The organism is Aeromicrobium sp. EU05-FHT14F07 (genome assembly GCF_058790455.1).
This window is the reverse complement of sequence record NZ_JBYTCR010000005.1, coordinates 78503-104060: the sequence shown is the minus strand read 5'-3', so window position 1 is coordinate 104060 and position 25558 is coordinate 78503. Positions and strand designations below refer to the sequence as shown.

Here is a 25558-nt window from a genome sequence, read left to right as displayed (position 1 = left end):
TGGAAGGGGGGTGGTCGGGTGCCGGAGGTCGTCCGGCACCCGACCGGGTGTCACGGGGTCGACGTCACTTCTCGGCGGCGGCCGGCTCGGTCGCCTCGGCGGCCTCGGGCGCGGGGGTCGCCTCGGCAGCCTCGGGGGCGGGGGTCGCCTCGGCCGCGGGGGCCTCGGCGGGGGCGTCGTCCTTCTTCTCCAGCAGCTCGCGCTCCCACTCGGCGAGCGGCTCGCCGCCACCGAGCTCGGAGCCGGCCTCCTCGGCGCCGGTCTTGGCACCGCCACGCTGGAGCAGGCCCTCGGCGACGGCGTCGGCGACGACGCGCGTCAGCACGCTGACCGAGCGGATGGCGTCGTCGTTGCCCGGGATCGGGTAGGTGACGTCGTCCGGGTCGCAGTTCGTGTCGAGGATGGCGACGATCGGGATGTTCAGCTTCTTGGCCTCGTCGACGGCGAGGTGCTCCTTCTTGGTGTCGACGATCCACACCGCGGACGGCGTGCGGCCCATGTCGCGCACACCGCCGAGGGTGCGGTTGAGCTTGTCGTACTCGCGACGCATCTGGAGGAGCTCCTTCTTCGTGCGGCCGGAGCCGGCCACGTCGTCGAAGTCGATCTCCTCGAGCTCCTTCATGCGCTGGAGCCGCTGGTGCATCGTCTGGAAGTTGGTGAGCATGCCGCCCAGCCAGCGCTGGTTGACGTAGGGCATGCCGACGCGCTTGGCCTGCTCCTCGATCGGCTCCTGTGCCTGGCGCTTGGTGCCGACGAACAGGATGGTGCCGCCGCGGGCGACGGTGTTCTTGACGAACTCGTAGCCGGCGTCGATGTAGGCCAGCGACTGCTGCAGGTCGATGATGTAGATGCCGTTGCGCTCGGTGAAGATGAAGCGCTTCATCTTCGGGTTCCAGCGACGGGTCTGGTGCCCGAAGTGGACGCCGCTCTCGAGCAGCTCTCGCATGGTGACGACCGCCATGGTCGATCCTTCCTGTGGACGCACCGGCCCGAGGGCGGGTGGTCCGGTTCCTGGTTGACGCGCCACCGGTCGGCGGCGCCCTGACTCCCGCGCCGCGCGAGCCGACCTGCGAGCAGGACCAGGGTCGCGCCCGAGGTTCGACCGGCTGGCGGTGTCACGACGGAGGCGGGCGTGCGAATTTCACGTCCGGGGACGTGATGGGGCCAGTCTAGGACACGGGGACGGCGATCGAGAAATCCACAGGTCCGCGGCGCTCGTGTGCGGCCGTTGTCCACACCGTCCCGTCCGCCCCTGGAGCGCGGGCGGCGTCGACGGTTGGCTCGGGTCATGCGTCGCCCGTCCTCGAGTGCACTGCTCCTGCTGGTCCCCCTCCTCGCGCTGCTGACGCTTCTCGCGCCCGCTCCGACCGTCGCCGACGAGGCAGCAGACGAGGGCCCGCCGTGGCGCTGGCCCCTGGGCTCGCGCCAGGTGTCCGCCGACTTCGACCTGCCCGACGGGCCGTACCGGGCGGGTCACCGCGGCGTCGACCTGCCCGGTCGGGCCGGCGAGGCGGTCCGTTCCGTGGCGGTCGGGCGCGTGCTGTTCTCGGGCACCGTCGCGGGCGTGGGCGTGGTCACGGTCGAGCACGGAGCCGAACGCTCCACCTACCAGCCGGTGGTCCGACGCGTCGTCCGTGCCGGGGACGCGGTGGACGCGGGCGAGGTGCTCGGCCGGCTCGACGTCGCGGGCTCGCACTGCGCGGGAGCGTGCCTGCACCTCGGCCGGCTCGTGGGCGAGCGCTACCTCGACCCGCGGGGCCGGCTGGCCGGCGGGTCGCGGTTCGTGCTCGTCGACCCGGACGGTCCGCTCCCCCGGCCGCCCGCGGGCACGTTCGGCGGGGCAGGAGGGACGGGCGGGTGGGCGCGACCGGTGGGCGGTCCGGTCACGTCGGCGTTCGGCATGCGGGTGCACCCGGTGACCGGCGTGCGGAAGCTGCACGACGGAGTCGACCTCGGTGCGGCCTGCGGCACGCCCGTGCGTGCGGCACGGGCCGGCACCGTGCGCAGCGTCGGCGACGACGGTCCGTACGGCCTGCGGGTGGTGGTCGAGCACGGCCGCGGCGTCGAGACCGGCTACGCGCACCTCTCCGCGACGTCGGTCGCGCCCGGAGCACGGGTCACGCCGAGCACCGTGCTCGGCGCCGTCGGCTCGACCGGCCTCTCCACCGGCTGCCACCTGCACTTCATGGTGACCCGACGGGGTGGACCGGTCGACCCGCTCCGGTGAGGGCGAGCGGGTCCGCGCACCGCCCCGACGCCATCGCCTCGATCGTCGTCCTCCAGCGCTCGAGCAGCCTCGCCACGACCTGCGCCGCCGTCAGGGTGGCGGGCGTGCGCACCCTGACGCCGAGCCCTTCGTGCGTGCGCGAGACCCACACCTGCAGGTCGTCGGCGAGGGTCGGCGCGGACACGTGGTGCGCTCGGCGTCGCAGGAGCTCCTCGTGCCCGGGCAGGCGTCGGTAATCGAGGTAGGAGGCCATGAAGACGTCGGTCCGCTCGCGCACCAGCGGCTTCGTGGCCGAGTCGAGCACCTGCTCCAGGGGCACGGCCGCCATCGCCCGTGCGGCGTCGACGGCTCCCGCCGCGTGGGCGAGCGTCGCGCACGCGTCGCGGTGCGTCGCCAGCTCGACCGGGACTGTCGTCGTGAGCCAGCCGACCGTCCGCCGCTCGGCCGGCGTCGACCGGAGGTGGACGGGCATGAGCACCGGCAGGGTGTCCGGCCCGCCGAGGTCGGCCACCGCCACCGCGAGGGCGGCGAGGGCGGCCGTGGCCGTGGACCCGCCGTGCCGATGCGCGTGGACGCCCAGCCCGTCGGCGACGGAGGCGTCGCCCAGCACCGACACCTCGGTGCGCTGGGCCGCCCGCTCCCCGGGACCGACGCCCAGGGGCAGGGGGAAGGTCGGGAGCCGGTGGTCCTGGCGGGCGAGGAAGTCGTGCCACGCCCCGAGGCGGACGTCGGCGGCGGGCACGCGACGCGGCGGGTCCGCGAGTCCCGCCACGAAGCACGACGTCTCCGGCAGGTCGGGCACGCGACCCTGGTGGACCAGGCCGGCGTAGACGGCGTGGAGGTCGTCGACCAGCACGGCGAGGGAGTACGCGTCGACGTGCAGGTGGTCGAGCCCGAGCACGACCGTCGAGCGGTCGGGGCGCGAGATCGCGGCGGGCCAGAACGCCGGGTACGACAGCGGCCAGCAGGCCGCGTCGAGCTCGCGACGCACGTGGTCGCGGGTCTCGGCCACGGTCGACATCGGCACGTCGGCGCGTCGGGTCCAGCGCAGCTCCGAGGCCTCGTGGTGGGTTCCGCGCACGGCGCCGTCCACGACCTCAGCACCCACCTGCAGCGCGCTGTGCCGGGCGACGACCTCGCGGTAGGACCGCTCGAGGGCCACCACGTCGACCGGACCGTCGACGTCGAAGCCCGCTGCCATCCACACCGAGGGCTCCCCCGCGACCGCCGCGGCCAGGTGGTTGTGCTGGTTGAGCGAGAGGTCGACGCGACGCGGTGGGCTCGCACCGGGCTGGACGTCCCACGAGACGACCGTGCCCGGCGCGGGCGTCCAGAGGTCAGCCGACGTGACCAGCACGGCTGGGTTCCACGTCGGGCAGGGACGTCGACCCGTCGGCCAGCGCTCCGGCGACCCGTTCCAGCACGGAGCAGTACCGCGTCACCGCGGCATGCGCCTCGGGCGTGTCGGGGTGCTGCAGCCCGATGTAGAGACGCTCGGCGTCGCGGTTGACCCACATCGACGCGTTGGCCGTGCGGCCCTCGCCCGTGAAGTGCACGCCGCGCTCGTGGGCCGGCCGCCCCGCCCCGGGGAACCGCCGGACGTCGAGGTAGGAGACGAGCTGCGGAGACCCGACGCCCTCGGGTCCGAGGACACCCGTCCGCAGCATCTCGGCCAGGGCCACGTGCGCCGGCATGCGGGAGGCGCTCCGGCCGGTCTCGTAGCCGGCGTGGGCCGCGCGCAGGAGCGCGTCGAGGTCGTCGACGTGCGGTGCGACGTCGAACAGCACGGGCGCGAAGGTGCAGAACCAGCCGTGCGACCGCAGGTACGGCCCGGTGTCGCGGGCACCCAGGACCGTCACGCCCGCGTAGGTCCGTCGGCCCGCCAGCAGGTGGTCGGTCGCCGCGAGCGCCGCGAAGACCGCGGAGACGGTCCGCACGCCGAGAGCGCGGCACCGGGCGTCCAGACGGGACGCCGCCTCGGCGTCGAGCAGGTCGTGGGAGACGATGCGCACCGGCGCCGTCGTCCCGGGCTCGAGACCGAGGTCGAGCGGGAAGGAGGGCAGACGACCGCCCTGGGACTCCACGAGCGCCGTCCACGCACGGACCTCGGGGGACGACGCGTCGTAGGTCGCGGCGCGGGCGTGCTCCTCGGCGGCGAAGGCACCGAACGGCCCCGACTCCTCCGGTGTCGGCAGCGCCCCCTCGACCAGCGCAGGACCGCCGGGCTCGGCGACCTCCGCCGCGTACAGGTCGGCCAGCTCCGAGGCGACCATGAGCTGCGACGCGCCGTCGGTGAAGGCGTGGTCGCACCCCCAGAAGAGGCCGAACCCGTCGGCGTGCTCGACCGCCCCGAGCACGAACCCGGGCCAGGCGTCGGGCCGGCACGCGGCGTCGAAGGTCTGGACCAGGTGCGCCTGCAGCGCGTCGTCCCACGAGCGGCCGTCGACGTCGAGCTCGCGCACGTCGACGACCGCGTGCTCGACGTCGGCGACCGGGACCACGTGGCGGAGGGGGACCTCGCCGGTCAGGTCGAACCACGACCGCAGTCCCTCGTGCGTCGTCACGAGCCGCGTGAGTGCACGCGCCAGGGCGTCGCGGTCGAGCGGGCCGTCGACCTCGGTCGCCACGCCGGTCCAGGCGCGGTGCACGCCGCCCGAGCGCCGGCGGGCGGCGTAGGCCCGCAGGTGGTCGGCCTGGAGGAACGAGGGCGGCGCAGGGTCGACCGGCGCGTCGGCCGCGGCCGCGAGGCTCTCCGGTGTCGGCCCGAGGGTCAGCACGGTCCCGGGCGCCGTGCGCCAGCGCGCCATCTCCGCGAGGATCATCGGTCCGCCGCCGTCGTCGCGAGGCGGTTCGCCCGCTCGTGCTCCACCATGTCGGCGAAGACCGCGCGCAGGTGGGCCGCGAGACCTCGGACGGCCGCGTCGACGGCCCAGGCGCCCGGGTAGCGGACGGAGAGGTTCAGGCCGCCCTGGTGGCGGATCAGCCACAGGTAGAGCTCGTCCGGGGCGAACACCGGTGACCTCAGCGCTCGGGCCTGCTGGGCCGGCCACCGCTCGGCCCCCGGCACGTGCCGGACGTCGACGTAGGACACCACGAAGTGCGGGGTGTCGCCGACGCCCAGGAGCTCGGCGACCCGCGGGAAGGGGTGCCGCGCGAGGTCCTTGACCTCCCGCGTCGCCGCATCGGCCCGGGCGACCGCCTCGCCGAAGGAGTGCGTCCCCGTCAGGTCCAGGTCGACCGGGCACAGGCCGACGTACCAGCCCACGGACTCGCGGTGACGCGGGTCGTGCCGGGTGTGCATCGGCATCACGAACCGCAGCCGCTCGACGCCCGAGCGCCGACGGGACGCGATCCCCAGCGCCGCGAGGCCGGCCGCCTGCAGCCCGACACCCTGCTCGCGCAGCCGTCGCCCGAGCTCGTCGGTCTCGGGCCCTCCCAGCACCCACGTCGAGAGGCTGCGCTGGCGTCGCGGCCGGTCGTCGACGCCGGCCGCGGCCACGTCGGGATGGTGCGGGAACGCCGGCACCTCGCGCGGCGCCCCGTTCTCGTCGAGCGACGTGAACGCGCGCCAGCGCCGCACGGCCGGATGGTCCACCGACAGCTCCTCGCCCGCGCGGCGGTCGACGGCCGAGAAGTCGACGTGGCTGCCCACGTCGAGCACGGCGAGCGCGTCGTCGCCGACCCCTGCGAGGGCCTGGCGGTACAGGTCCTCCATCTCGGCGAACCAGAGCACCTGCGAGTACGCGTCCATGACGCTGTGGTCGGCGGCGAAGACGAGCACGAAGCCGTCGGCGTGCGTGCCGCGGACGGTGGCGAAGACGCAGTGCGGCCAGGTGACGGGCGACAGCCGGGCCAGGAACTGCGCCACCTCGACGCGCGCGGCGTCGCTGGAGCGGTACCCGAGCACCTCCGGTCGCACGTCGACCCGCGAGTGGTGGACCGTCTGCCGCTGCCACGCGCACGACGACGCGGAGTCGGCGTCCCGGCGGACGGTCGTGCGCAGCACCTCGTGGCGGGCGATCCAGGCCCACAGTGCACGGCGCAGCGCGTCGGCGTCGAACGGCAGCGGCACCCGCATGGCAGAGCCGATCCACGAGCCGTCGGGATCTCGTGCCAGGTGGGCGGCATGGTCGTAGGACAGTCCACGCGGATCGTCCTCCCACGCCTCGGACGACGTCGTCGGCGTCCAGGTCGTCACGATCCCCGCAGGGATCGGGTAGTCGTCCAGCTCGGTGTACTCCATGGCGTGCTCCCCCCGTCCGGTGCGCCGCCGGTCTCTTCGGCGACGCGATCCATCCGCCACGGCCGCGCACTCCCCACACGGTCGTGTCCGCCAGTCTGCGCGCCGTCGGAGAGTGTGCGCGACGTGATGATGCTCACGCGCCCTCCCCCCTGGACACGGTCGGCGGCGGGCCGCTTGACTCGGCAGAACCTGGGGGGGTGTTCATGATGACGATCGACCACGCGACGGTTCGTCTGACGTTCGGGGACGACCTGTTCCTGCGACGGCACCGCGGCGTGGGGACGCCGATCGTCAACCAGTTCGTCTGGCGTCTCGACGACGTCGTGCCGACCACGGCGCTGGTCCGGCTGCGCGACGAGCTGGCCCGCGGAGCGCTCTCGCGTCGCGCGGATCGTCCGCGCGTGCCCGGTGCACGAGGTCGCTGGTCGCGGGCGCCTCACGCCCCGCCGATCGACGTCGAGCCGACCGTGCTCCAGGAGTGCGACGTCGTCGACTGGCTCCGCGCCAACCACACCGCTCCGCTGCACCCGGGCCGGGGCGACTCCTGGCGACTGGCGAGCGCACGGCTCGCCGACGGTGGCTCGCTGCTGTCGCTGATCGTCGACCACGCCGTCGCCGACGGTGGTGCGATGGTCGACGCCGTCGAGCGGGCGGCGTCCGGGCGTGCACCGCTGACGCTGCCCGACCGCGACGGCACCTGGGGGACGTTGCGGGCCGACCTGGAGGACGCGACGCGCCAGGTCCGGGCCGTCGTGCGGTGGGGCGCCGCGAGCGCGCTGCGACGGCGTGGCGACACGACGTCCTCCGAGGGGTCGTCGCCGGCGCCGACCCCGGTCGGCCCGTCCGCTCCCGAGGGCTGGGTGGTGCCCACCGTGGTGGCGGAGTGCCGCACGGCTGACGTGGAGGCTGCGGCGGCACGACACGGCGGCACCCTCAACACGTGGTTCGTGGCGCTGAGCGCGTCCCTGGTCGTGTCGGCCGGGATCACGGACGAGGACGAGCCGGTGCTGGTGGCCCTGCCCGTCACCGCGCGAGGCGACGACGACCCTCGCGCCAACGCCACCCGCATCGCCCGCGTCGCCGTCGACCCGGGCGACCTGCGTCGCCACGACCTCGCCCCGCTCCGCGCGGGGTGCCGGGAGGCCTACGCCAAGCTCGGCGGGCGCGACACGAAGGACGACGCCGACGCCGACACCGGGTCCCTCCTCACGCTCGTGCAGATGCTGCCGGACGCGGTCGTGCGTCGGCTCCCGGTGCCGACCGGCCCCCGCGTGCTGGCCTCCAACCTCGGGACGATGTCGCCCGCGTTCAGCGCACCGACCGGGACGCCCGCCCGCAGCATCGCCGCCCTGGCCGGGCACCGCGTGGTCGACGACGCCGAGATCCGCGCGCTCGGCGGCGGGATGACCGCATGGGCCTGCACCTGCGGGGACCGCACCACCGTGACGGTCGCCGCCCTCGACCCGGCCCGGGTGCCCGACGACGCCACCTTGCGCGAGCTCGTGCGCTCGGGGCTGGCCGCCTGGCACGTCGAGGCACGGCTGTGGTGAGCACCGGGCGCTGTGCGCCGCGACGCGACGGAGGGGGACGACGATGACCGAGTGGGCCATCCGGGCCGAAGGACTGGTCAAGACGTACGGGGCGCAACGGGCGCTCGACGGGCTCGACCTGTCCGTGCAGGCGGGCACGGTGCACGCCGTGCTGGGCCCGAACGGCGCCGGGAAGACGACCGCCGTGCGCGCTCTCGCGACCCTCGTCCGCCTCGACGACGGCCGGGCGGAGGTCTTCGGGCAGGACGTGATGCGCTCCCCCACCCAGGTGCGCTCCCTCGTCGGCCTCACGGGCCAGTACGCCGCGCTCGACGAGCTGCTGACGGCGCAGGAGAACCTGTACCTCTTCGCCCGGCTGGTCGGCTGGCGACGCCCGGCGGCCCGCGCCCGCGCGGCCGAGCTGCTCGAGCGCTTCAGCCTGACGCACGTCGCGCACCGCGCCGTGTCGACGTTCTCGGGTGGCATGCGGCGTCGTCTCGACATCGCGGCCAGCCTCCTCGGCGACCCGCCCCTGCTGTTCCTCGACGAGCCCACGACGGGTCTGGACCCGCGCACCAGGGCCGACATGTGGGCGACGGTGCGCGAGCTGGTCGCGCAGGGCACCACGGTGCTGCTCACGACGCAGTACCTGGAGGAGGCGGACCAGCTCGCCGACCGGATCGCGGTCATCGACCGGGGCCGGGTCGTCGCGGACGGCACTCCCGCGGAGCTCAAGGAGTCCGTCGGCGGCCTGACCCTCCACCTGGTCGTGGCCGACCCCGGCCGACGCGTCGAGGCCGCCCGGGTCCTGCACGAGGTGACCGGGCAGGTGCCCCAGGACGACGGTGTCCTGCTGGCAGCGCCGATCCGGTCGGGTGCGGTGACGTCCGACGTCGTGCTGGCGCTCGCCGCGCGCGGTATCGAGATCGGCGAGCTCAGCGCGGCACGTCCGAGCCTGGACGAGGTGTTCTTCGCGCTGACCGGTGCGCTCGACGCACCCGGCCCCCAGCGGCAGGACGCGGCATGAGCGCCGCCATCGGGGTCCCGCCCCGCCGGGCCTCGCGCGGCGGCGTGGGTCCGCTGTCCGCCCTGACCCAGGTCCTCACGTTCGGCCACCGGGGACTCCTGCGGGTGCGCCACGACCCGCAGCGGCTCTTCGACGTCATCGTGCTGCCCGTCGTCGGCACCATCCTGTTCGCCAACGTGTTCGGCGGCGCCGTCGCCGGCGGGGTCGACGCCTACCTGCCGCAGCTCGTGCCCGGCGTCCTCGTGCAGATCGCCGTCACGGCCTCGGTCGTCACGGGGGTGCAGCTGCGCGACGACATCGACCGCGGCGTGTTCGACCGGTTCCGGTCGTTGCCCGTCGCACGCACGGCGCCGCTCGCCGGTGCACTGCTCGCCGACGTCGTCCGCTACGTGGTCGCCGTGACGATGACCGTGGCCGTCGGTCTGACGATGGGCTACCGGCCGGAGTCGTGGACGGGGCTCGCCGCGGGCTGCGCCCTGGTCGTGCTGAGCGGCTTCACGATGAGCTGGGTGTTCGCCCTGATGGGCGTGATGATGCGCAGCGCCGCCGCGGTCCAGGGCGTGTCGATGCTCGTCCTGACGCCGCTGTCGTTCATGTCGAACGCGCTGGTGCCCACCGAGACGATGCCGTCGTGGATGCGCGCGATCGCGGAGGTCAACCCGGTCACCCACCTGGTCTCGGCGGTGCGCGACCTCGCCGGGGGCGACCCCGCCGCCGGGTCGGTGCTGACGGCCCTCGTCGGCTCGTTCGCCGTGCTCGCGATCTTCGCACCGCTCACGGTGCGCGCCTACGTCCGTCGCGACTGAGACCCAGGACCCGAGGGACGAGGGGGAGCGATGAGCCTGCAGACCGCACACACCGTGCCGGCGGCCGCCACCGACCGCAACCGGCTGACCCTGGACGACGACCTCTTCGTCCGGGCGCACCGTGTGCTCGGCATCCCGGTGGTCAACCAGACGGTGTGGCGCTTCGACCGCCCCCTCGACCCGGCCGGGGTCGAGCGGCTCGACCGCGGGCTCCGCGAGGGTCCGCTCGCCCGGGCGATCAGGACGTCGCGGGTCCCCGGCGCACGCGACACGTGGGTGCCCTCGTCGGCGGCCGGCCCGGTCCACGTCGAGACCGCGCCCCTGCACCCCGGCGAGGTGCTCGGGTGGGCGGAGGAGCGCGCGGCCGTCAACCTGGACCCCTGGTCGGGCCCCACGTGGAGCCTCGCCACCGCCCGCACGACCGACGGCGGCTCCGTCCTGTCGTACCTGACGCCGCACGTCGTCTGCGACGGCGGCGCCCACGTCGCGGCCCTCGTCGCGGCGGTCGACGGGGGCGGCCTGGGTCGACTGCCGGCGGAGGCGCCCGTGCCCACGGTCCGCGACGACGTGCGCGACGCGGCGCGGCAGGTCGGGCTCGCGCTGCGCGGCGGAGCCACGGCCGTCCGCGCCGCGCTCACGTCGTCGCGACCGCCGCGCAGCGACGTGCAGACGTCGCGCGACGGGCTCCTCGGCCCCGACCGCCCGGGCGACGACGCGCCGCGCGTGCCGGCCACGGTTGTCGTCGACCTGGACGCCCGGGCCTGGGACGAGGCGGCCGCGCGGCACGGTGGGACGTCGAACAGCCTGCTGGTCGCCGTGGCCGTGGAGGTGCTGCTGGCCTCGGGTCGGGTCGAGGCCGGACGCCCCGTGCGGGTGTCGCTGCCCGTCAGCCTGCGCGGCACCGACGACCTGCGCTCGAACGCGACGTCAGGTGTCTCGATCGACGTCGAGACCGGGGTCGAGGACGGTGTCGGCCGGGTCGTCGACCTGGGGGCGGTCCGGGCGCAGGCCCGCAGCGCCTACGCGTCCCTGGCGAGCGGCCCGCGCGACCCGCTCGGCCCGCTGACGCAGCTGCTGCCGGACCCGGCCGTCGCGGTCCTCGCACGCGGCGTCTCGGCGCCCCTCTGCCTGTGCTCGAACCTGGGCCAGCTGCCCGCCACGTTCGCCGCACCGCTGGGTCGACCCGCGACGTCGGTGCTGATGCGTTCGGTGACACAGGGCGTCACCCCGGCGATGCTGCGGCGCACGCGGGGCGGGCTCACGGTCTGGTGGGCGCGGCACGGCGGCACCGCGACCCTGGCCGTGCTGGGCGTGGACCCCGACCACCTGGGCGACCGCGACGAGCTCACCCGCCTCGTCGTCGACACGACCTCGCGCTGGGGCGTAGGCGGCACCCCCTGGTGAGACCCCGGCGTGGGTCGGCGCCGTCAGGCCCGTGGGTGGGCGAGGCGGTAGGCGGCGCGCAGCCGCTCGGTGCTGACGTGCGTGTAGATCTGCGTCGTGCCGAGCGAGGCGTGTCCCAGCACCTCCTGCACGCTGCGCAGGTCGGCGCCCCCCTCCAGCAGGTGCGTCGCGGCCGTGTGGCGCAGCCCGTGCGGGCCGAGGTCGGGCGCGCCGTCGACGGCGGCGAGCCGGTCGTGCACCACCTTGCGCGCCGTGCGCGGGTCGAGACGGCCGCCGCGCAGCCCCAGCAGCAGGGCGGGCCCGCTGCCCGACGTCGCCAGCGCGGGCCGGCCCGTCGTGAGCCAGGCGTCGAGCGCTCGCGCGGCAGGCACGCCGTACGGGACGGACCGTTCCTTGCGCCCCTTGCCGAGCACCCGCACGAGCCGCCGGCCCCGGTCGACGTCGTCCACGTCGAGGCCGCACAGCTCACCCACCCGCACCCCGGTGGCGTACAGCAGCTCCAGGACGAGGAGGTCGCGCAGACCCACGGGTCCGTCGTCGGCCACAGACTCGGCGGTCGTGTCGAGCAGGGCCCGCACCTCGCTCTCGCTGAGGACGGCGGGCAGCTCGCGCCGCGCCTTGGGGCTCGCGAGCAGGGCCCCCGGGTCCGACGACGCGCGTCCCGTGCGGACGCACCACGCGGTGAAGGTCCGCGCCGACGTGGCGCGCCGGGCGATGGTAGCCCGGGCGCGGCCGAGCGTCTGCTGGTGGGCGAGCCAGCTGCGCAGCGCGCGGGTGGTGAGGTCGGCAGGCCCCTCGAGGCCCAGCGCCCGTGCGTGCTCCGCGAGCAGGGCGAGGTCGGTCCGGTAGCCGCGGACCGAGTGCTCCGACAGGTTCCGCTCGTGACGCAGGTGCTCCGCGAACGCCTCGACCGCGTCGTCCCAGGCTGACCCCATGCCCCCAGGGTGACGGCTCAGCGCCGGGCCGTCGAGGCACCACGCGGGAGCACGAGCCAGCGGTCGCCCACGTGGACGCACAGTCCTTGGCGCTCGAGGGCCGTCAGCAGCCGGCTCACCTCGGCACGACTCCCCCGCGCCGAGGCGGCGACGTCGGCATCCGTCCTAGCCTGCTCGAACGACAGTGCGTCCAGCACACGCCGCGCCAGCTGGCCCAGCCGGTCGTGCTCGGTCTCGTCGACCCGTGCGGGCTCGGCGACGTCGGCGGTGACCCCGGCGACCGCGTCAAGCACCTCCCTGCCGGTCGTGACCAGCACGGCGCGACCGTCGCGGACCGCCTGGTGCACGCCGGCGGACTGCTGGGAGGTGACCGGACCGGGGACGCCCATCGTCACGCGACCCAGGGCGTCGGCCCAGGAGAGGGTGTTGAGCGACCCGCTGCGCCGTGCCGCCTCGACCACGACCGTCCCGATGGCGAGGGCGGCGATGATCCGGTTGCGCGACAGGAAGCGTGAGCGCATCGGCACCTGGCCGGGGGCCTGCTCCGAGACGACGAGACCGTCCTGCGCGATCCGCCGCAGGAGGGACGCGTGCGTCCGTGGGTAGTCGACGTCGGCCCCGCAGGCGAGCACCGCCACCGTCGGCCGGTCCTGCACGAGCGCACCGCGGTGGGCGGCGGCGTCGATGCCGAACGCCGCGCCGCTGACGACGGTGCCGCCCTGGTCGGCCACGTCGGCCGCGATCTCCGCCGCGCAGTCGCTGCCGTAGGCGGTGCAGGAGCGGGCGCCGACGACGGCCACCGCCTGCTCCGCGAGCGCGGCGAGGTCGGCCGGACCGCGGACCCACAACCCCAGCGGTGCGCCGGTCGTGCCGCCGTGCGGCTCCACGTGGTCGAGGTCGTCGAGCCCGGACGGCCACTCCCGGTCGCCGGGCACCACCCAGCGCAGACCCTGCTCATCGGCGCGGGCGCGCGCCGCGGCGACGTCGCGCTCGAGGCGGGCCGCACCGTCGCGCCACGCGTCGGGGAGCCGCGCCGCGAGGGATCCGTTGCCCTGGCGGATCGCCGACACCACGGCACCCGCCGGGTGCTCAGCCAGCACTCCGACGAGTCGCGGGTCGCCGGGCTCGACGACGAGGCTCAGCGCGAGCCGCGCGTCGGCGTCGCGCCGCGCGTCGCCCCGTCGGAACTGGTCGGTCCGGTCGGTCACGGCGCCACCACCAGGTCGCGCAGCAGCGGCCCGAGCGGCGTGCCGCGACGCAGCGCGAGCGCCAGCTCGACGTCGTCCACGTCGGGTCGCTCACCCTCCCGGAGGTCGCAGACGGTCCACGCCACCCGGAGGACGCGGTCGGCCGAGCGGGCCGAGAGCCGCTGGCCGCGCAGGTGGGAGTCGACGAGACGCCGAGCCGCGTCGGTGGCCGGCCAGTGCTTGCGCAGGTCGACGCCCGGCACGTCGGCGTTGGCCTGCCACGGCGTGCCGTCGAGCCGGACCGCCTGACGTTCCCGGGCGCGACGCACGAACGGCGCGAGCTGCGCGGTCGAGCGGGCGCCCGTCGCGTCGTGGACCAGCTCGGGCCGGCTCGGCGGGACCAGCGTGCGGTGGATGTCGATGCGGTCGCGCACCGGACCGGAGATCCGATCGCGGTAGCGGCGCTGCATGAGCGGCGTGCACTCGCACGGGTCGCTCACCGACCCGCCCTGCCCACACGGACACGGGTTCGCCGCGAGCACCAGCTGGAACCGCGCGGGGAACGTGGCGGTCTGCGCCGCGCGGGAGACGACCACGTGACCCGACTCCAACGGCTGGCGCAGCGCGTCGAGCACGTTCGACGCGAACTCCGGCGCCTCGTCGAGGAAGAGGACGCCGCGGTGGGCGAGGCTCAGCGCGCCCGGACGGATGCCGCGCTGACCTCCCCCGACGATCGCCACGGCGCTGGCCGTGTGGTGAGGGTCGACGAACGGCGGACGTTCGACGAGCGGCACGTCCGCGGGCAGCACGCCCGCCAGGGAGTGCACCGCACTGACTTCCAGGGCCTGCTCGCGGGTCAGGTCGGGCAGCAGGCCCGGGAGCCGCTGGGCCAGCATCGTCTTGCCGATGCCGGGCGGGCCGGTCATCAGCACGTGGTGGCCCCCGGCAGCCGCCACCACCACGGCGGTGCGGGGGTCCTCCTGCCCGGCCACGTCGGCGAGGTCGAGCCCCGCCACCCGGTCGACGTAGGCGTGCCCCAGCCCGACACCCTCGTCGAGCGGCGGCACCGGCGGGTCGTCCGGCTCGTCCTGCCCGGTGAGCAGCGCGACCACCTGGCGCAGCGACCGCACGCCCACGACCTGCACCCCGCTCACGAGCTCGGCCTCCCCCACGTTCGACTCCGGCACGAACACCCGCTCGAAGCCGGCCTCCACGGCCGCCACCGTCGCCGGCAGCACGCCCCGGACGGCACGCAGCCGACCGTCGAGGGCGAGCTCACCGATGAAGACCGTGCCCGTCGTGGCCGCCACCGGGACGAGCGACTTCTCCACGAACATCGCCACCCCGATCGCGAGGTCGTAGTGCGACCCGGTCTTCGGGAGCGTCGACGGGGCGAGGTTGATCGTCACCCGCTGGTCGGGCCACGTCGTGCCGGAGTTGACGACCGCGGCGCGCACCCGGTCGCGCGCCTCGTTGACGATCGTGTCGGCCAGGCCCACCACGATCGTCGTGGGCAGCCCCGAGGCGATGTCGACCTCCACCTCGATCGCCCGACCGGTGAGTCCGTCCAGGGTCACCGAGTGCGTCGCGGCCATCAGGCCACCCCACCCATCCGCTCGACGACCGGACCACCACGCCGCGGGATCCGCACCGACACCACGTCGATCCGCACCGCCTCGGGCTGCTCCTCCTGCGCCTGCAACCACGCCGACGCCGCCCGCCGCAGCCGAGCCGCCTTGCGCGCCGAGACCGACTCGAAGCCCGTCCCGTGGCGCGAGCTCGTCCGCGTCTTGACCTCGCAGAACACGATCGTGCCGCCGTCGCGCGCCACCAGGTCGAGCTCACCCCACCGGCACGTCCACCGCCGCTCCAGGATCGTCATGCCGAGCGACTCCAGGTGCCGCGCCGCCACCTGCTCCCCGTACCGCCCCAGCGCGTCGTTGCGTGCCTGACTCATGCCCCCAGCCTCGCCACCCGACGACGCCACCGACAGACCCGTCACGCGGCGTGTGGACGGCCGGGACCAGCCCGGCGAGGGTCCTGTGGACGCTCGGTCCGGCGGCGCGACACCGCCGGGTGGGAGGGGTGGTCGGGCTCAGGATCTGGCGCGCAGCTCGGCGAGCCGGCCGAGGGGTTCGCGGAGCTGGTCGAGCAGCAGGCCGGTGGTGGCGGGGTTCGGGGTCAGCAACAGGCTGGCCAGCTCATTGCCGGTGAAGAACAGGGTCCCGTCACCGCTCAGCCGCAGGTTCCGCACGAGCGGCAGCGCGGAGAACGTCTCCTCCCCCTCGGGGGCGTTGACGAGGGCCGCATCGGCGCTGTCGAGCAGATCGAGCTTCTCGTCCGAGAGCGTCACGGTGCCGTAGGCCGCCGCGTCGCCGGCCAGCCTCGACAGCTCGTCGGGCACGACGAGGCCGAGTCGGCCGAAGAACTGCACCACCGGCGCGTCCTCGGTGACGACCGCCCCGGTCGAGCCCCGGTAGTACTGGGCGAACACGACCTTGGCACCGGCCAGACCGGGCAGCTTCCTGCGGAACGCCTCGATCTCCTCGGCCGACGCCTCGATCAATGCGTCGGCCTCCCGTGCCTTGCCGGTGGCCGTGCCGATCATCCGGGTGAGCTCGTCGCCGTCGTCCTGCAGGAGCGCGGTGTGGAACGAGACGGTGGGCGCGATCTTCGAGATCCTTTCGTACTCCTCGGAGTACGTGGGCTGCGCGGCGGTCATGAGGATCAGGTCAGGCTGGTGGGAGGCGATCTCCTCGAGGTCCGGGGTGACCGAGTCCAGGCTCAGGAGGTCGGGCTCCAGCGAGACACCCGGCCAGTTGCCGTCCTCGGAGTCCGGGTTGGCGACCGCGGCCACGAGCGGCACGTCGAGCGCATCGGCGATCTGGACGTCGGTCCAGCTCAACGCGACCACCCGCTGCGGCCGGTGAGGGATCTCCGCGGTGCCCTGCCCGTGCTCGACCGTCACGGGGAATCCCTCGCCCGCGGCAGCGCCGTCGGTGTCGCGGGCCGGGGTCGAGGCGCAGGCGGTCAGGGCCAGCGCCGCCAGGGCGGTCAGCGCGACGGCGAGACGTCGGCGGGAGGGCCGGGTGGGGTGGTCAGGCATCAGCGCCGTCCTCTCGGGGTGTGTCGAGGGCCTGGGGCTGGACCCGGTCCGGCGCGGGCCACCGCAGCTCGAGGTCGGCAGCGACGACGGGGTCCTGGATGTCGACGCCGCGCGCGGCCGCATCGCGGTAGCGGACGGAGAGCGCCGCGTCGAACTCGTCCCGGGTCTGGCCGGCGCGCCAGTACGGCTGCGCCACGATCCTCGTGGGTAGAACACCGGCGGCGATCGCCTCACCACGCAGGGCCGCGACCGGGGTCACCTCACCGGCCAGCCACACGGACGTCGCCGAAGCGGGCGCCTCACTGGTCGCAGCCACGTCGGACCAGTCGACGACCGGAAAGCCGAGGTGGTCCGTCCGTGCCCGCTGGACGGTGAGACCGTCACGCGCAGCGAGGACCTCCAGGGGCCAGCCCGTCTCGGGGACCACGACGTGCAGCGCCACGTCCGGGGGCAGCTGACGGGACAGGGCCGCGATGCCCCCGGCCCCCGAGCGGTCGCCGACGGCGACCACGACCCGAGGCTCGTCGTCGAGCACCAGCTCGTGCTTGAACCCGATCACTCCCAGGGGGTCACCCAGGCTGAGGTGGTCGACCCACCACGAGCCGGCGCCGGGGTCGAAGGCGAGGAACTCGATCCGCGCGTCGGCCGCCCGGTAGTCCACCGCGGTGTACGAGCGCACCGTGGGCCGCTCCGACTCCGACGGCCAGGACGGCAGGTACGTCGGGCTGAACGTCGGGAGGGCAGGCACGTCGCCCGGACGTGGGGCGATGAACACCTTGAGCACCGGCGCAGCGCCTCGTGGCCGCAGCGCCGCGAGCTCGGGCGCCTCGACCGCGAGCCACGCGTACCGGCCCTGCCGCTCCAGCCTGGTCACCGTGGCCAGAGCCATCGCCATCCCCGGCGGCAGCACGCTCCGCGACGCCGACCGTCCCGCACCCTCTGAGCTCATCCGCGCTCCCCTCGTCCCTGGTCGTTGTGCAGACAAGGTGACCCTAACTCCTTTATTGCCACGCAAGCAATAATGAGTGGGAGGGGTCACCCCCACCACGGTCCAGGGGCAGGCGCCGTACCGTACGGGGCATGCCGACCCGACGCGGACCGGGACGCCCCGCCACCATCTCCACGCAGAAGATCCTCGACACCGCCGAGGACGTGGGGCTGACGAACCTCACCCGGGCTGCCGTCGCCGAGCGGCTCGGGGTCTCGGCCGGCACGATCCGCCACCACGTCGAGTCCACCCACCGCCTCTACTCGCTGACCGCCGCGCGCATCTTCGCCCGACTCGACCTCGAGGCCGAGGAGGCGGCGACCTGGCAGCACTACCTGCTGACCCTCGGTCGTCGCTTCGCAGCACTCGTCACCACCCACCCGGGCGTCGACGACTACGTCCTCCGCGGACCGTACGAGCGCACCACCCTCGACCAGTTCGAGCACATCCTGGACGAGCTCGCCCGACGCGACCCGGACATGCCCCGACACGTCGCGTACCTGCTCGGCTCCCGGACCCTCACGCTGAGCGCCACCCTGTACGCCACGTCGCTGGACCGCTATCCCGCGGGCACCACCCCACCACCCGGCCCCTACGCGGAGGTCGTCGACTGGACCCTGCGAGCCTTCCTCCGCGGTGCCGGGCAGCTCCTCGACGAGGACGAGGCGCCGGTGCTCCAGCCCACCCCTGACGCCAGGTGGACCCACATCCGCGACGACACCCACCGCACCGGTCCGTCGTGAGCCGTCGGCCCGATGACGTTCGAGGGCCTCTCGTCCAGGAGGACGCTCAGGCCGGCGGGATCTTCACGTCGGAGTCGGCGAGCTCCTCGACGTTGACGTCCTTGAACGTGAGCACCTTGACGTTCTTCGCGAAGCGGGCGGGGCGGTAGATGTCCCACACCCAGGCGTCGTTCATGGACACCTCGAAGTAGGCGTCGCCGGTCTCGGAACGGACCTTCACGTCGACCGCGTTGCAGAGGTAGAAGCGGCGGTCGGTCTCCACGACGTACTTGAAGATCTTCACGACGTCGCGGTACTCGCGGTAGAGCGCGAGCTCGGCCTCGGTCTCGTACTTCTCGAGGTCCTCTGCGCTCATCTGCCCTCCACGGCCTGCTCGATCGTGCTCGTCACGTCGCTCTCGGGAACACTACCGGCCGGGACCGCGCAGCCGGGCAGGCTCCACGAGCGGCGGTGGTGCTCGCTGGGGCCGTGCAGGCGCAGCGCCTCCACGTGCGCGGGCGACGCGTAGCCCTTGTTCTCGTGCCAGCCGTACTGCGGGTGGTCCTGCGCGAGCTCGACCATGAGCGCGTCGCGCGACGTCTTCGCCAGGATGCTCGCCGCCGCGACCGCGGCGCAGCGCAGGTCGGCCTTCACCGCGGTGACGACCGGCGGGAAGCCCAGCTCCGGCGCGTCGAGGAGGGACGGCTGCACGGGCGCGCTCAGGTAGTCGTGGTTGCCGTCGAGGAGGACGAGGTCGGGCGTGGAGTCGAGGTCGAGGAGCGCGCGGTGCGCGGCGAGCCGCAGGGCGGCCATGATGCCGACCGCGTCGATCTCCGCGGGCGACGCGTGACCGACGCCGTAGCCCGCTCCGTGGGTGGTGGCCCAGCGGCGGATGCGTGGCGCGAGCCGCGCCCGGGCGTCGGGCGAGAGCAGCTTGCTGTCGCGCACGCCCTGCGGAGCCGTGCGGGTCTGCTCGGTGACGGCGACGACGCCGACGCTGACCGGACCGCTCAGCGCGCCGCGGCCGACCTCGTCGGCGCAGGCGAGCACCGTGCAGCGCTCGCGCAGGAGGCTGCGCTCGAACCGGAGGGTCGGACGTCCTGTCACTGCTGCTGGGTCACTCGCGCTTCGCGGGCGGGTCGGCCGGCACCTCGGCGAACGCGTCGGTGCCGCGGATGAAGCCCATGCGCTTCCACGGCCAGACCCGCACCCATGCCTTGCCGACCACGGCGTCGACCGGGATGAAGCCGCCGCCCGGGTCGCCCTGGTGGACGCGCGAGTCGGCGGAGTTGCCGCGGTTGTCGCCCTCGACCCACAGGTGGTTCTTCGGGACGATCACGTCGAAGCGGGTCTCGCTGTTGGCGGCCGGGTCGCGCAGGTACGGCTCGTCGATCCCCTTGCCGTTGACCGTGAGCCGACCCTGCTCGTCGCAGCAGGCGACGCGGTCGCCGCCGACGCCCACGACGCGCTTGATGAGGTGGCCGCCGGTCGGGAAGAGACCGACGACCTCCAGCGCCTTCTGGATCGGGTTGCTGGCCTTGGCGTCCTCGCTGGCGTCGAGCCATCCTCCAGGGTCGTCGAACACGACGATGTCGCCACGCTGCGGATCGCCGGTCCAGTAGGAGACCTTCTGGACGAGGATCTTGTCGTTGACGAGCATCGTCGGTTCCATCGACTCCGACGGGATGTAGAACGCCTGCAGGAAGAAGGCCTTGACCACCACGGCCATCACCATGGCGATGGCGACGAGGAGGATCGACTCCTGCCAGACGGGGAGCTGGCGCTTCTTCGTGGTCTCACTCACGACGTGAGCCTAGACGGACGATCCACGCCGGGCAGGTGGGCACGCGGGAGACCTCAGTCCTCGCGCTTCTCCTTGATCTTCGCGGCCTTGCCGCGCAGCGAGCGGAGGTAGTAGAGCTTCGCGCGACGCACGTCGCCGCGGGTCGCGACCTCGATCTTCTCGATGACGGGCGTGTGCAGCGGGAAGGTGCGCTCGACGCCGACGCCGAAGCTGACCTTGCGCACCGTGAAGGTGCGGCCGATGCCCGATCCCTGCAGCTTGATGCAGACGCCCTGGAAGACCTGGACGCGGGAGCGGTTGCCCTCGACGACCTTGACGTGGACCTTCAGGGTGTCACCGGCGCGGAACTCCGGGATGTCGTCGCGACGGGACTCGGCTGCGACCTGGTCGACCAGGTTGGTCATGATCTACTCCTCGCCGGTGCCACAGGTCACCCACGGAAAACGATGGTGAAAGAGAAAGGGTCGTGCGGCGTCGGTCAGCGGCTCCCCTGTGGCAGACCCGCGATGCGCCAGCAGCCAAGTATTCCACACGGGTCGAGGGTTCCCGAAACCGGCATCGGCGCCCCGGCGGGGGTGCCGGGCCGTGGGCGGCGACGAGCCCGGCGGGGGTGCCGGGCCGTGGGCGGCGACGAGCCCGGCGGGGGTGCCGGGCCGTGGGCGGCAAAGAACACAGAACGCCACGAGGGCACGTGCCCGAGCAGGTGCCCTCGTGGGGTCTTGGGGTGGGCGACGGCTCAGTCGAGCGCGTAGCCCTCGCTGCCGTGGAGGACGCTGTCGATGCCGGCGACCTCCTCCTCCTCGGTGACGCGGAAGCCGATCGTGGCGTCGATGATCTTGGCGATCACGAACGCGACGACGAAGCTGTAGAGCGCCACGGCGACGGCGGGGATGAGCTGGACGATGAACTGCTCCAGGTTGCCACCGCCGGTGAACAGGCCCGTGTCGATGGCGAAGAAGCCCAGGTACAGCGTGCCGAGCACACCGGCGACCAGGTGCAGGCCGACCACGTCGAGCGAGTCGTCGAAGCCGAGCTTGTACTTGAGGTCGATGGCGACCGCACAGACGGCACCGGCGACGAGGCCGAGCACGATGGACCAGAACGGCGTCAGGTTGGCGCAGGACGGCGTGATCGCGACCAGACCGGCGACGACACCGGAGGCGGCGCCGACGGCCGTGGCCTTGCCGTTGCGGAAGTGCTCGATGACGATGAAGCCGAGCGCAGCCGCGGCCGGGCAGACGATCGTGTTGACGATGATCAGCGCGGCGGAGCCGTTGGTGCCGGCGGTGCCGGTGGCGAGGGTGGCGCCGGCGTTGAAGCCGAACCAGCCGAACCACAGGACCGCGGCACCGATGAGGACGAGCGGCACGTTGTGCGGGACGGCCGTCTCCTTGCTGAAGACCTTGCGCTTGCCGAGGACGAGCGCGAGGGCCAGGGCGGCCGCACCGGCGTTGATGTGCACCGCGGTGCCACCGGCGTAGTCGATCGTGCCGGTGTCGAAGCCGAGCGCGGAGCCCAGGTTGCCGATCCAGCCCGTGAAGGTCGGGACGCCCTGGTCGTCGGTGGTGAAGGAGAAGACCCAGGAGGCGACCGGGAAGTAGGCCAGGACGGCGAACAGGCCGGCGAAGAGCAGCCACGGGAAGAAGCGGGCGCGGTCGGCGATGGCGCCCGAGATCAGCGCGACCGTGATGATCGCGAACGTCGACCCGAAGGCCGCGTTGGCGAGCACGAAGCTCGCTGCGCCGTCACCCCCGAACGCGGCGTTGGCGGCGTCGTTCAGGGCGAAGTCCGAGAACGGGTTGCCGAGCACACGCGGGATCCAGTCAGCGCTGGAGCCGTCGACGAAGGCCATGTTGAAGCCGAACAGCATCCAGAGGACGCCGACGAGTCCGATCGTGCCGAAGCTGAGCATCATCATCGAGACGACGCTCTTGGCCTTGACGAGTCCGCCGTAGAAGAAGGCGACGCCTGGCGTCATGAAGAGCACCAGAGCGGCCGCGATCAGCAGCCAGTACGTGGGAAAATCCATCGAGTTTCTCTCTCCTGGGAGTGAACAGGACCGCGCAGGTCCCGCAGGGGCGGCACACAGCTCCGTTGCTGCGTGTATCCGCCGCCAGTGTCACGACCTGAGGTTTTCTCAGGCTTGCCTGAGAATCACAGGAGGGTTACGGCCGGAGGGCCACTGTTAACTCGATGTTTCGGACGCATCACCGAGCAGGTCGGGACGCCGCTCGCGGGTGCGCTGGAGCGCCTGCTCGTGCCGCCAGGCGGCGATGGCGCCGTGGTGGCCGGACAGCAGGACGTCGGGCACGGCGTGGCCGCGCCAGGTGGCCGGCTTGGTGTACACGGGGTACTCGAGGAGCCCGTCCTCGCCGTGCGACTCCTCGGCGAGCGACGCGGGGTTGCCCATGAAGCCGGGGACGAGGCGCACGACCGCCTCGATCACGGCGAGCGCCGCGACCTCTCCCCCGTTGAGGACGAAGTCCCCGAGGGAGACCTCCTCGACGCGCCAGCGCTCGCGGGCGTGGTCGATCACGCGCTGGTCGATGCCCTCGTAGCGTCCGCAGGCGAAGACCAGGTGCCGCTCGCGGCTGAGGTCGTGCGCGAGGGACTGCCGGAACGGGGTCCCGGACGGCGTGGGCACGACCACCACGCAGTCGTCGGTGGCGACCGCGTCGAGGGCCTCGCCCCACGGCTCGGGCTTCATGACCATGCCGGCGCCGCCGCCGTAGGGCGTGTCGTCGACGGTGCGGTGCCGGTCGTGGGTGAAGTCGCGCAGGTCGTGCGTCGCGATCTGCAGCAGACCCCTCTCGCGGGCCCGGCCGGCGAGGGACAGGTCGAGCGCGTCGAGGTACGCCGGGAAGATGGAGACGACGTCGATGCGCAGGGTCGGGGCGTCGGGCTCGCTCATGAGTCGGCACCGCCGGGGGCCCGGTCGGGCTCGGCGACGGCCTGGGCGTCGGGGTCGAGCAGACCGGGCACGTCGGCGAGGGTCACGTGGCCCGCACCCAGGTCGACGTCGGGGACGAGCGCGACCACGAACGGCACGAGCACGCCCCGCGGGCCGGCGTCGAGGTCGAGGGACAGGAGGTCCTGCTCGGGCAGGTGCAGCACGTCGGCGACCACCCCGACGTCGGTGCCCGCGTGGTCGTGCACGCGCAGGCCGACGAGCTGGTGGTCGTAGTACGCGTCGTCCTCGTCGGGCACGTCGTCGGGGTCGACGTCGACCTCCAGGACGCGCCCGTGGAGGGCCTCGGCCGCGGTGCGGTCGTCGACGCCCTCCAGACGCAGCAGCAGCCGCCCGGAGTGGTTCCGGGCGGCTGCCACGACGACGGTGCGGTCGCCGGCGACGAGGGTCGTGCCAGGGGCGAAGCGACGCTCGGGCTCGTCGGTGCGGACCTGGACGGCGAGCTCGCCCTTGATGCCGTGGGCCCGGCCGATGCGGCCGACGACGACGCGCACGTCAGGTCCTCAGCGCTGGCGGTCGACGTCCACGAAGTCGATGCGGGCACCCTTGGTGCCGGCGATCGCTCCGGTGACGGTGCGGATCGCCGACGCGGTACGACCGGAGCGACCGATCACCTTGCCGAGGTCGGCGGGGTTGACCCGCACCTCGAAGAGGTCGCCCCGACGGGTCGACGCGGCGCGCACGTCGACCTCGTCGGGGTGGTCGACGATGGCCGACACGAGGTGCTCGATGACCTCCTGCGTGCGACCGGCCACGATCAGGACTCGGTGCTCTCGGCCTCGGCGGGCGCCTCGGCAGCGGTCTCCTCGACCTTCGGCTCCTCGGCGGGCGCCTCGTCGGCCTTCTTCGCGGCCTTCTTCTTGGTGGTCGCGTCGGTCTTGGGCTCGGAGTGCAGATCCTTCAGCGCGGCGTCGAACAGCGCGGCCTTGTCGGCCTTCGGCTCGGGCTGCTTGAGGGTGCTGGTGCCACCGATGTCGCCGGTGATCTTCAGGAGCGCGGCCACGGCCTCGGTGGGCTGGGCGCCGACGCCGAGCCAGTACTGGGCGCGCTCGGAGACGACGTGGATCGTCGACGGCTCGGTCTTCGGGTTGTACGTGCCGATCTCCTCGATCACACGACCGTCGCGCTTGGTGCGCGAGTCGGCGACGACGATGCGGTAGAACGGGGTGCGGATCTTGCCCATCCGCTTCAGGCGAATCTTGACGGCCACGGGTGTGGTGTCTCCTCAGGTCTCTGTGGTGTGGTGACGTGGCGAGCCGGGTGGGGTCACGACTCGGTCACGAAGCTGGTGGGCCCAGCGGTCGGGGTGAGAGGGTCCCGTCCGCGGCGGACACAAGGCGACATTCTGCCAGACGACGTCCGTCAGGACCACATCGCCTCACGTGTCCTGCTCACCGGTCCGGGCCGCCGTCGTCGAAGCGGCCGTGCCGCCCCGCGCCCGCCACGAACCGCGCAGCACCCGCCACGGCCTCCGCGGCGACGACGGGCAGGCCGCCGGCGCCCTCGGCGCGCAGCGCGTCCGCGAGCGGCAGGTCCCACTGGCCCAGCACCGACGCACGGTCGGCCCGGAGGCATGCCTGCGGGAACGCGGCGAGCTGCTCGGCCAGCTCGTGCGCCACGGCGAGCGCGCGGCCGGGCGCGACCACCCGGTTCACGAGGCCCATCTGCAGCGCCTCGTCGGCTGCGACGGCACGGCCGGTGAGGACGAGGTCCATCGCCCGGCCGTGCCCGACGACGCGCGGGAGCCGCACCGTGCCGCCGTCGATGAGCGGCACGCCCCACCGGCGGCAGAACACCCCGAGCACGGCGTCCTCGGCCGCGACGCGCAGGTCGGCGAGCAGCGCGAGCTCCAGGCCCCCGGCGACGGCGTGGCCCTCGATGGCCGCGACGACGGGCTTGCTCAGCGCCATGCGGGTCGGGCCCATCGGACCGTGGCCGTCGGGCTCGAGGACGTGGCCGCGCTCGGAGTCGCCCACGGCCGACAGGTCGGCGCCCGCGCAGAAGGTCCCTCCCTCGCCGTGCAGCACGGCGACGGCGACGTCGTCGTCGGCCTCGAAGCGCTCGAAGGCGGCCAGGAGCGCGGCGGCGGTGGGACCGTCCACGGCGTTGCGGACGTCGGGTCGGTCCAGGGTGATGGTGCAGACGGCGTCGTCGACGTCGTAGCGGACGGGATCGCTCACGGGCCCACGCTAGCCGTCCGCCGGCGTGGCTACCCTGACCTCATGGCCGACGTCACCGTCCTGCACCACCCCGGCTGCTCCACCTCGCGCCACGCCCTCGACTCCGCCGCGCGGGCAGGCGTCGAGGTCGAGGAGGTGCGCTACCTGAAGCAGCCGCTCGACCGTGCTGCGCTGCTCGCGCTCCTGGAGAGGCTCGAGGACGACCCAACCGACCTCGTGCGCAAGGACGCGTTCTTCCGCGAGCAGGGCCTCGACGCCGCCGACTACACGACGCCCGAGCAGGTCGCCGACCTCCTCGTCGAGCACCCGCGCCTGCTCCAGCGTCCCGTGCTGGTGCGCGGCGGGCTGGACGGATCTGGACGGGCGATCATCGGCCGCCCGAAGGACCGCGCCGACGCCTTCCTGCGCGAGGGCTGACCCGCTCCCCCGCTT

The 25558-nt window shown here is 73.8% G+C and carries 27 protein-coding genes; 7 read left to right on the top strand and 20 right to left on the bottom strand.

Annotated features, from left to right (window positions below):
* Positions 1-64 precede the first annotated feature (64 nt).
* On the bottom strand, positions 65-961 hold the full coding sequence (gene rpsB, locus AC3WRM_RS06810) for a 30S ribosomal protein S2 (RefSeq protein ID WP_492247759.1): 897 nt from the start codon (positions 959-961) through the stop codon (positions 65-67).
* Between the two features lie 327 nt (positions 962-1288).
* Between rpsB and AC3WRM_RS06805 the strand changes: the two genes are divergently transcribed.
* Positions 1289-2227 (top strand): M23 family metallopeptidase, encoded by a 939-nt coding sequence (locus AC3WRM_RS06805; RefSeq protein ID WP_492247758.1) that lies wholly within the window; start codon positions 1289-1291, stop codon positions 2225-2227.
* Here the strand turns inward: AC3WRM_RS06805 and AC3WRM_RS06800 are convergent.
* The 3 genes from AC3WRM_RS06800 to AC3WRM_RS06790 are packed head-to-tail and all read right to left on the bottom strand — an operon-like array spanning position 2184 to position 6470.
* Positions 2184-3584 (bottom strand): condensation domain-containing protein, encoded by a 1401-nt coding sequence (locus AC3WRM_RS06800; protein WP_492247757.1) that lies wholly within the window; start codon positions 3582-3584, stop codon positions 2184-2186. The genes AC3WRM_RS06805 and AC3WRM_RS06800 overlap by 44 nt on opposite strands.
* Positions 3565-5049 carry a condensation domain-containing protein gene (locus tag AC3WRM_RS06795; RefSeq protein WP_492247756.1) on the bottom strand — a complete coding sequence of 495 codons (1485 nt, stop codon included), beginning with the start codon at positions 5047-5049 and terminating at the stop codon, positions 3565-3567. The genes AC3WRM_RS06800 and AC3WRM_RS06795 overlap by 20 nt, the downstream gene beginning before the upstream one ends.
* Positions 5046-6470: a hypothetical protein gene (locus AC3WRM_RS06790; RefSeq protein WP_492247755.1), complete on the bottom strand. Its 1425-nt coding sequence runs from the start codon at positions 6468-6470 to the stop codon at positions 5046-5048. The genes AC3WRM_RS06795 and AC3WRM_RS06790 overlap by 4 nt, the downstream gene beginning before the upstream one ends.
* 203 nt (positions 6471-6673) lie before the next feature.
* On the opposite strand from AC3WRM_RS06790, the gene AC3WRM_RS06785 reads away from it, so the two are divergent.
* From AC3WRM_RS06785 to AC3WRM_RS06770, 4 genes are read left to right on the top strand one after another with little or no spacing between them, the layout of a single operon-like run.
* On the top strand, positions 6674-8020 hold the full coding sequence (locus tag AC3WRM_RS06785) for a hypothetical protein (RefSeq protein ID WP_492247754.1): 1347 nt from the start codon (positions 6674-6676) through the stop codon (positions 8018-8020).
* A gap of 43 nt (positions 8021-8063) precedes the next feature.
* Complete coding sequence (locus AC3WRM_RS06780; protein ID WP_492247753.1) at positions 8064-9026, top strand: ATP-binding cassette domain-containing protein; 963 nt, start codon at positions 8064-8066, stop codon at positions 9024-9026.
* Positions 9023-9832, top strand: coding sequence for an ABC transporter permease (locus AC3WRM_RS06775; protein ID WP_492247752.1), 810 nt, complete (start codon positions 9023-9025; stop codon positions 9830-9832). Before AC3WRM_RS06780 ends, AC3WRM_RS06775 begins: the two co-directional genes overlap by 4 nt.
* A gap of 30 nt (positions 9833-9862) precedes the next feature.
* Positions 9863-11236: a hypothetical protein gene (locus tag AC3WRM_RS06770; protein WP_492247751.1), complete on the top strand. Its 1374-nt coding sequence runs from the start codon at positions 9863-9865 to the stop codon at positions 11234-11236.
* Positions 11237-11259: 23 nt separating this feature from the next.
* Here AC3WRM_RS06770 and AC3WRM_RS06765 read toward each other — a convergent pair whose 3' ends face one another.
* From AC3WRM_RS06765 to AC3WRM_RS06740, 6 genes are all read right to left on the bottom strand, one after another.
* Positions 11260-12171 carry a tyrosine-type recombinase/integrase gene (locus AC3WRM_RS06765; RefSeq protein ID WP_492247750.1) on the bottom strand — a complete coding sequence of 304 codons (912 nt, stop codon included), beginning with the start codon at positions 12169-12171 and terminating at the stop codon, positions 11260-11262.
* Between the two features lie 17 nt (positions 12172-12188).
* Positions 12189-13379: a DNA-processing protein DprA gene (locus tag AC3WRM_RS06760; RefSeq protein ID WP_492247749.1), complete on the bottom strand. Its 1191-nt coding sequence runs from the start codon at positions 13377-13379 to the stop codon at positions 12189-12191.
* Complete coding sequence (locus tag AC3WRM_RS06755) at positions 13376-14953, bottom strand: YifB family Mg chelatase-like AAA ATPase (RefSeq protein ID WP_492247748.1); 1578 nt, start codon at positions 14951-14953, stop codon at positions 13376-13378. Before AC3WRM_RS06755 ends, AC3WRM_RS06760 begins: the two co-directional genes overlap by 4 nt.
* The gene (locus AC3WRM_RS06750) at positions 14953-15315 is read right to left on the bottom strand and encodes a YraN family protein (protein ID WP_492247747.1); all 363 of its coding nucleotides are present in this window, start codon (positions 15313-15315) and stop codon (positions 14953-14955) included. Before AC3WRM_RS06750 ends, AC3WRM_RS06755 begins: the two co-directional genes overlap by 1 nt.
* 138 nt (positions 15316-15453) lie before the next feature.
* On the bottom strand, positions 15454-16464 hold the full coding sequence (locus tag AC3WRM_RS06745; RefSeq protein WP_492247746.1) for an ABC transporter substrate-binding protein: 1011 nt from the start codon (positions 16462-16464) through the stop codon (positions 15454-15456).
* Positions 16457-17413, bottom strand: coding sequence for a siderophore-interacting protein (locus AC3WRM_RS06740; protein ID WP_492247745.1), 957 nt, complete (start codon positions 17411-17413; stop codon positions 16457-16459). Before AC3WRM_RS06740 ends, AC3WRM_RS06745 begins: the two co-directional genes overlap by 8 nt.
* Positions 17414-17544: 131 nt before the next feature.
* Here AC3WRM_RS06740 and AC3WRM_RS06735 point away from each other — a divergent pair, with 131 nt between their 5' ends.
* Complete coding sequence (locus AC3WRM_RS06735; protein ID WP_492247744.1) at positions 17545-18195, top strand: TetR/AcrR family transcriptional regulator; 651 nt, start codon at positions 17545-17547, stop codon at positions 18193-18195.
* Positions 18196-18241: 46 nt separating this feature from the next.
* Here the strand turns inward: AC3WRM_RS06735 and AC3WRM_RS06730 are convergent, their stop codons facing one another.
* The 10 genes from AC3WRM_RS06730 to AC3WRM_RS06685 form a co-directional block, all read right to left on the bottom strand.
* Positions 18242-18550 (bottom strand): DUF2469 domain-containing protein, encoded by a 309-nt coding sequence (locus tag AC3WRM_RS06730; protein WP_492247743.1) that lies wholly within the window; start codon positions 18548-18550, stop codon positions 18242-18244.
* Positions 18547-19281, bottom strand: coding sequence for a ribonuclease HII (gene rnhB / locus AC3WRM_RS06725; protein ID WP_492247742.1), 735 nt, complete (start codon positions 19279-19281; stop codon positions 18547-18549). Before rnhB ends, AC3WRM_RS06730 begins: the two co-directional genes overlap by 4 nt.
* A 10-nt stretch (positions 19282-19291) precedes the next feature.
* Positions 19292-19978 (bottom strand): signal peptidase I, encoded by a 687-nt coding sequence (lepB, locus tag AC3WRM_RS06720; RefSeq protein WP_492247741.1) that lies wholly within the window; start codon positions 19976-19978, stop codon positions 19292-19294.
* A 53-nt stretch (positions 19979-20031) separates the two neighbouring features.
* Positions 20032-20382: a 50S ribosomal protein L19 gene (gene rplS / locus AC3WRM_RS06715; RefSeq protein WP_492247740.1), complete on the bottom strand. Its 351-nt coding sequence runs from the start codon at positions 20380-20382 to the stop codon at positions 20032-20034.
* A gap of 332 nt (positions 20383-20714) precedes the next feature.
* A complete protein-coding gene (locus tag AC3WRM_RS06710) occupies positions 20715-22007 on the bottom strand; it encodes an ammonium transporter (protein WP_253026973.1) in 1293 nt (430 codons plus the stop codon).
* Between the two features lie 156 nt (positions 22008-22163).
* On the bottom strand, positions 22164-22865 hold the full coding sequence (gene trmD, locus AC3WRM_RS06705) for a tRNA (guanosine(37)-N1)-methyltransferase TrmD (protein WP_492247828.1): 702 nt from the start codon (positions 22863-22865) through the stop codon (positions 22164-22166).
* Between the two features lie 20 nt (positions 22866-22885).
* Entirely contained in the window at positions 22886-23440 is a 555-nt protein-coding gene (rimM, locus tag AC3WRM_RS06700; protein ID WP_492247739.1) for a ribosome maturation factor RimM, read from the bottom strand.
* Between the two features lie 9 nt (positions 23441-23449).
* Positions 23450-23701 carry an RNA-binding protein gene (locus AC3WRM_RS06695; protein ID WP_067856593.1) on the bottom strand — a complete coding sequence of 84 codons (252 nt, stop codon included), beginning with the start codon at positions 23699-23701 and terminating at the stop codon, positions 23450-23452.
* 2 nt (positions 23702-23703) lie between these two features.
* Positions 23704-24156, bottom strand: coding sequence for a 30S ribosomal protein S16 (gene rpsP / locus AC3WRM_RS06690; protein WP_492247738.1), 453 nt, complete (start codon positions 24154-24156; stop codon positions 23704-23706).
* 181 nt (positions 24157-24337) lie between these two features.
* On the bottom strand, positions 24338-25126 hold the full coding sequence (locus AC3WRM_RS06685) for a crotonase/enoyl-CoA hydratase family protein (RefSeq protein WP_492247737.1): 789 nt from the start codon (positions 25124-25126) through the stop codon (positions 24338-24340).
* A gap of 42 nt (positions 25127-25168) precedes the next feature.
* On the opposite strand from AC3WRM_RS06685, the gene AC3WRM_RS06680 reads away from it, so the two are divergent.
* Complete coding sequence (locus tag AC3WRM_RS06680) at positions 25169-25543, top strand: arsenate reductase family protein (RefSeq protein ID WP_492247736.1); 375 nt, start codon at positions 25169-25171, stop codon at positions 25541-25543.
* The last annotated feature ends 15 nt before the right edge of the window (positions 25544-25558 follow it).

Excerpts from the sequence above, each read along its gene's own strand:
- rpsB (WP_492247759.1), bottom strand. The coding sequence starts at position 961 with ATGGCGGTCGTCACCATGCGAGAGCTGCTCGAGAGCGGCGTCCACTTC.
- AC3WRM_RS06805 (WP_492247758.1), top strand. The coding sequence starts at position 1,289 with ATGCGTCGCCCGTCCTCGAGTGCACTGCTCCTGCTGGTCCCCCTCCTC.
- AC3WRM_RS06795 (WP_492247756.1), bottom strand. The coding sequence starts at position 5,049 with ATGATCCTCGCGGAGATGGCGCGCTGGCGCACGGCGCCCGGGACCGTG.
- AC3WRM_RS06790 (WP_492247755.1), bottom strand. The coding sequence starts at position 6,470 with ATGGAGTACACCGAGCTGGACGACTACCCGATCCCTGCGGGGATCGTG.
- AC3WRM_RS06785 (WP_492247754.1), top strand. The coding sequence starts at position 6,674 with ATGATGACGATCGACCACGCGACGGTTCGTCTGACGTTCGGGGACGAC.
- AC3WRM_RS06780 (WP_492247753.1), top strand. The coding sequence starts at position 8,064 with ATGACCGAGTGGGCCATCCGGGCCGAAGGACTGGTCAAGACGTACGGG.
- AC3WRM_RS06775 (WP_492247752.1), top strand. The coding sequence starts at position 9,023 with ATGAGCGCCGCCATCGGGGTCCCGCCCCGCCGGGCCTCGCGCGGCGGC.
- AC3WRM_RS06770 (WP_492247751.1), top strand. The coding sequence starts at position 9,863 with ATGAGCCTGCAGACCGCACACACCGTGCCGGCGGCCGCCACCGACCGC.
- AC3WRM_RS06765 (WP_492247750.1), bottom strand. The coding sequence starts at position 12,171 with ATGGGGTCAGCCTGGGACGACGCGGTCGAGGCGTTCGCGGAGCACCTG.
- AC3WRM_RS06755 (WP_492247748.1), bottom strand. The coding sequence starts at position 14,953 with ATGGCCGCGACGCACTCGGTGACCCTGGACGGACTCACCGGTCGGGCG.
- AC3WRM_RS06750 (WP_492247747.1), bottom strand. The coding sequence starts at position 15,315 with ATGAGTCAGGCACGCAACGACGCGCTGGGGCGGTACGGGGAGCAGGTG.
- AC3WRM_RS06745 (WP_492247746.1), bottom strand. The coding sequence starts at position 16,464 with ATGCCTGACCACCCCACCCGGCCCTCCCGCCGACGTCTCGCCGTCGCG.
- AC3WRM_RS06740 (WP_492247745.1), bottom strand. The coding sequence starts at position 17,413 with ATGAGCTCAGAGGGTGCGGGACGGTCGGCGTCGCGGAGCGTGCTGCCG.
- AC3WRM_RS06735 (WP_492247744.1), top strand. The coding sequence starts at position 17,545 with ATGCCGACCCGACGCGGACCGGGACGCCCCGCCACCATCTCCACGCAG.
- AC3WRM_RS06730 (WP_492247743.1), bottom strand. The coding sequence starts at position 18,550 with ATGAGCGCAGAGGACCTCGAGAAGTACGAGACCGAGGCCGAGCTCGCG.
- rplS (WP_492247740.1), bottom strand. The coding sequence starts at position 20,382 with ATGACCAACCTGGTCGACCAGGTCGCAGCCGAGTCCCGTCGCGACGAC.
- AC3WRM_RS06710 (WP_253026973.1), bottom strand. The coding sequence starts at position 22,007 with ATGGATTTTCCCACGTACTGGCTGCTGATCGCGGCCGCTCTGGTGCTC.
- AC3WRM_RS06680 (WP_492247736.1), top strand. The coding sequence starts at position 25,169 with ATGGCCGACGTCACCGTCCTGCACCACCCCGGCTGCTCCACCTCGCGC.